This is a genomic window from Halomonas sp. BM-2019, assembly GCF_017584085.1.
Genome location: NZ_CP071922.1, coordinates 1,301,802 through 1,305,416 on the forward strand (window position 1 = coordinate 1,301,802; position 3,615 = coordinate 1,305,416).

The 3,615-nt window shown below is 46.0% G+C and carries 5 protein-coding genes; 3 read left to right on the top strand and 2 right to left on the bottom strand.

Annotated features, from left to right (window positions below):
* A partial coding sequence (locus tag J5F18_RS06600) for a hypothetical protein (RefSeq protein ID WP_346301491.1) occupies positions 1 to 209 on the bottom strand: 209 nt, incomplete at its 3' end.
* On the bottom strand, positions 202 to 1,095 hold the full coding sequence (locus tag J5F18_RS06605) for a DUF6731 family protein (protein ID WP_346301492.1): 894 nt from the start codon (positions 1,093 to 1,095) through the stop codon (positions 202 to 204). The genes J5F18_RS06605 and J5F18_RS06600, both read right to left, overlap by 8 nt.
* 170 nt (positions 1,096 to 1,265) lie before the next feature.
* On the opposite strand from J5F18_RS06605, the gene J5F18_RS06610 reads away from it, so the two are divergent.
* The 3 genes from J5F18_RS06610 to J5F18_RS06620 form a co-directional block, all read left to right on the top strand.
* Positions 1,266 to 2,324, top strand: coding sequence for a class I SAM-dependent DNA methyltransferase (locus J5F18_RS06610; protein ID WP_346301493.1), 1,059 nt, complete (start codon positions 1,266 to 1,268; stop codon positions 2,322 to 2,324).
* Positions 2,272 to 3,252 carry an N-6 DNA methylase gene (locus J5F18_RS06615; RefSeq protein ID WP_346301494.1) on the top strand — a complete coding sequence of 327 codons (981 nt, stop codon included), beginning with the start codon at positions 2,272 to 2,274 and terminating at the stop codon, positions 3,250 to 3,252. The genes J5F18_RS06610 and J5F18_RS06615 overlap by 53 nt, the downstream gene beginning before the upstream one ends.
* A 126-nt stretch (positions 3,253 to 3,378) precedes the next feature.
* The coding region (locus J5F18_RS06620; RefSeq protein WP_346301495.1) for an Abi family protein at positions 3,379 to 3,615 on the top strand (237 nt) is incomplete at its 3' end.

Consider the following 3,615-nt stretch of genomic DNA (forward strand, 5'->3'; position numbering starts at 1 on the left):
AGAAAAGAGTAATGACCAGTTTGCCGCAATTTCAAAATGAAAGGCCTGTCCGCTATACCGACAAGCATTGATAAAGCAGTTAAGATGAATCCGGTTAAGGTGCCCGACAAAGCCACTAGTGTTGTTGCCGTGAGCCGAATGTCATCAAATGTATCGAAGCTGTAAAAAGCTAATGTGCCAGCCAAAAAAGAAAGCAGCCACTTAGTCAATTCTGTTGCCCGGTTCCCCAATAACTTCATATAAAGCATCTCTTTGTTCAACAAATGCAGCTTCCATCGCAGCAAACACCGCTGTCCGGATTGGATACCGACTTCCCATTGCTACATTTTGGCGTGACCGAATTCTGTCCGCAATTAAATCAATAGGGTGATCCACTCCGTCACGAACTGCAGTAACCTTTGCAGTCCTAATTATTGGTGACCTTGCAAACGCAGAAGCAAAACTTTTTGCCCTCTCCTCTAGACTACGGCGTTCTACATCTGCTGCTGTTTTATGGCTAGTGATTTTCAAGGAAATATTTGCTCCACCAACTTCATCAAGCAAGTCTAATACACGGCAGCCAAATTCATCTTCCGGGTACATTTCACGGTTTGTCGGACGAGAGAATGTTAAGTGTAAGGCGGTCGGCGTTAATTGACCAGTGAGCAAACGCTGAATCGCGTTAGCCTGGATCAGTGGGTTGAAGACTATTGCTTCGCCGACTACTGTGCTTAAATATTCCGCAAATTTGGCTTCACGACTCGCATGCCCGTTTAATTGATATGTCAAAAGATTATCTGCAGGCCTGTACGAAAAATAGTTTTTCTCGATAAGAGCCTCTTTTTCCTGCAAATCGATCTGCCTCTCTGCTCCACCAGGTTGGCCTATATGGGGTAAAAGATTTCGCCGGAATTTGGCAAACTCACCTCGAACAATTCCATTTACAACTGCTACGTCTCTGAGTTCATAAGCGTATGGGCCATCCTCCCAAGCCTGACCATAGCCGCCTCTTTGAACAATTGCATTTAAAAATCCGAAAAAATCAAACTGAGATTCCGCCGCGAGGCCTATGCTGTAAAAATCGAAAGTGATAGTTTTTTCATTCGGTTTAATCATTAAGCTCTCCCTTCAAGACTAAAGCTTGTTTGCACCACTAAAGCAGTATATCGAGCCTATTTCAATTAGTAAGTGAAGTATTTGTCTGGGTAACTTAAGATTGGAGTCTAGAACATTTAGTTGGGATGCTTACTTGATATGCGTCCTTGCCAAGCCCGAGGAACGTACCTTTGAATACTGAAACCTACTCTCAAACCGCTTCCTTTATCTGGTCAGTAGCGGATCTTCTGCGCGGAAATTTCAAACAGTCTCAATATGGGCGCATTATCCTGCCCTTTACTCTGCTGCGTCGTCTTGAGTGCGTTTTGGCTCCAACCAAACAAAAAGTTCTCGACGCTGCTGAGCTTCATAAAACCAAACCTGACGCGGTGCGCGAGAAGCTGCTCATTCGTGAGTCCGGACATCAATTTTTTAATTCGTCATCTTTAAGCCTCGAAACGCTCTCCGACACACAAACCGCGGAAGACTTGATTTCGTATGTGCAGTCATTCAGCGAGTCGGCTCGTGAGATTTTCGAGCACTTCAACTTCGAAGAGTTTGTACTGAGACTTGCCGAAGCTGACTTGCTGTATCAGGTTACCCAGCGCTTCGGTACGAAAATAGATCTGTCCCCTAGCACTGTTTCGAATTTTGGTATGGGTCTTATCTTTGAAGAGCTCATCCGCAAGTTTGCTGAAAGCTCAAATGAAACGGCCGGTGAGCACTTTACTCCTCGTGATTGCGTACATGCCGCCACATCGTTGCTCATGACAGGTCAGGAAGACGTATTAACACCGAACAGCATTATTACTATCTACGATCCAACAGCGGGCACCGGCGGGTTCTTGTCTGAAAGCGACGAGTACATTCAGTCAATTAGCGAAAAAGTAACCGTAAAGCTATTTGGGCAAGAGCTTAATCCAGAGTCTTACGCTATCTGTAAAGCCGATATGATGATAAAAGGCCAAGAGGTCGACAATATCAAGCTTGGAAATACGCTTTCAAACGATCAGTTACCACAGGAACGGTTCCGCTACATGCTGGCCAACCCTCCATTTGGCGTGGACTGGAAAGCGTCACAACGCGTGGTCAACGATGAGCATAAGGCGAAAGGCTTTGGTGGTCGCTTTGGTCCTGGTTTGCCGCGAGTATCAGACGGCTCATTACTTTTCTTGTTGCATTTAGTGAGCAAAATGCGTGCGAGATCCAAAAGAGGGCGGCTCCAGAATTGGCATTGTGCTAAACGGTAGCCCCCTATTTACCGGCTCTGCTGGCAGTGGCGAGTCAGAAATACGCCGCTATCTTTTGCAGAACGATCTAGTAGAAGCGATTGTCGCGTTGCCCACTGATATGTTCTTCAATACAGGCATCAGCACCTACATCTGGATTCTTTCCAATAACAAGAAGCCCGAGCGCAAAGGCAAGTTGCAACTAATTGATGGCAGCAACGATTTCGACAAGATGCGAAAGTCATTGGGTAGCAAGCGTAAATACCTGACTGACGAACACATCAACAAGCTCGTGCGTTTATATGGCAACATGGCGGAAAGCGACAACAGCAAGGTATTTGCTAACGAAACCTTTGGGTACCGTCGCATTACGGTCGAACGCCCGCTTCGTTTGAATTTCCAAACAAGCAATGAACGGGTTGAACGCATACTTAATGAGAAAGCATTGCAGAAGCTCAATGAGAGCGACTCCACAAAGCTTCACAGTGCACTAGCAAATATTGACCCGGAGCATTTGTTCACAAATCGAGAGCAGTTCACCGATGCCTTGAACAAAGCACTGAAACAGGTAGACCTCAAGTTAACTGCTGTTCAGCAAAAAGCAGTATTGAACGCATTAAGTGAACGCGACGTTAATGCCGATGTTTGCACCGATAAGAAGGGAAATCCCGAGGCTGATAGTACGCTGCGCGATTATGAAAACGTACCATTGACCGAGTGCGTTCAGGAGTATTTTGACAGAGAAGTTAAACCGCATGTACCTGACGCCTGGATAGATGAGGACAAACGTGACGAGCAGGACGGTGAAGTTGGCATTGTCGGTTATGAAATTCCCTTTAATCGCCACTTTTATGTGTTCGAGCCTCCTCGTCCGCTTGAGGAAATTGACGCTGAACTTAAAGAATGCACCGACAAGATCAAACAGATGATCGAGGAGCTGTCAGCGTGAATGCCCGTAACTTATCATTGAAAAGCCTCCAAAGTAGGACTATAATCACAGGTAACAAAACCCACCAAGGCTATGCTCTTGCGAGCACCCTCAAACCGGTGGGTTACTCTTTTCTAAGGGGCGGCCATGCATTTTAATAAGCCGTCACTCTCCTATACAGAGCAAATCACTCTATTAAAGTCTCGCGGCCTTCAAATTGATGATGAGCCCCGCGCCGAACATTACTTGCGGCATCTGAACTATTACCGTTTGAGCGGGTACTGGCTCCCCTTTGAACAGGATCATGCTACACATATTTTTAAGCAAGGCACTAGCTTTGAAGACGTCCTGAATTTATATGTGTTTGACCGGGAGCTGCGCTTA

Bases quoted from the DNA above. Each gene is read 5' to 3' on its own strand.
- J5F18_RS06605 (WP_346301492.1), bottom strand. From the start codon at position 1,095: ATGATTAAACCGAATGAAAAAACTATCACTTTCGATTTTTACAGCATA.